General features: G+C 46.0%; 1 pseudogene. It reads left to right on the forward strand.

The features are described from left to right. Positions 1 to 263 (forward strand): annotated as a pseudogene (locus AAEZ03_RS27755) (diaminopimelate decarboxylase); the annotation flags it as partial.

The following is a 263-nucleotide window of genomic DNA, read 5'->3' on the forward strand; positions in this document are numbered from 1 at the left end:
TCATATTGGTTCGCAGCTGACTGAAGTTGCACCATTTGTTGCCGCACTCGATAAAATTATTGAACTGGTGCATAGCCTGCGTGACAAAGGTATCGAGCTACGTCATATCGATTTGGGCGGCGGCTTAGGGGTACGTTATATTGATGAAACGCCTGTCTCTATCGATGAATTTGCCGAGGCGTTATTGCCTAAATTAAGCGCACTTGGCCTGACGGTATTATTTGAGCCCGGTCGTAGTATTGTGGCCAATGCTGGTATATTAT

It is taken from the genome of Pseudomonas sp. HY2-MNA-CIBAN-0224 (assembly GCF_040310285.1).
Taxonomy (GTDB): Bacteria; Pseudomonadota; Gammaproteobacteria; order Pseudomonadales; family Pseudomonadaceae; genus Aquipseudomonas; species Aquipseudomonas helleri.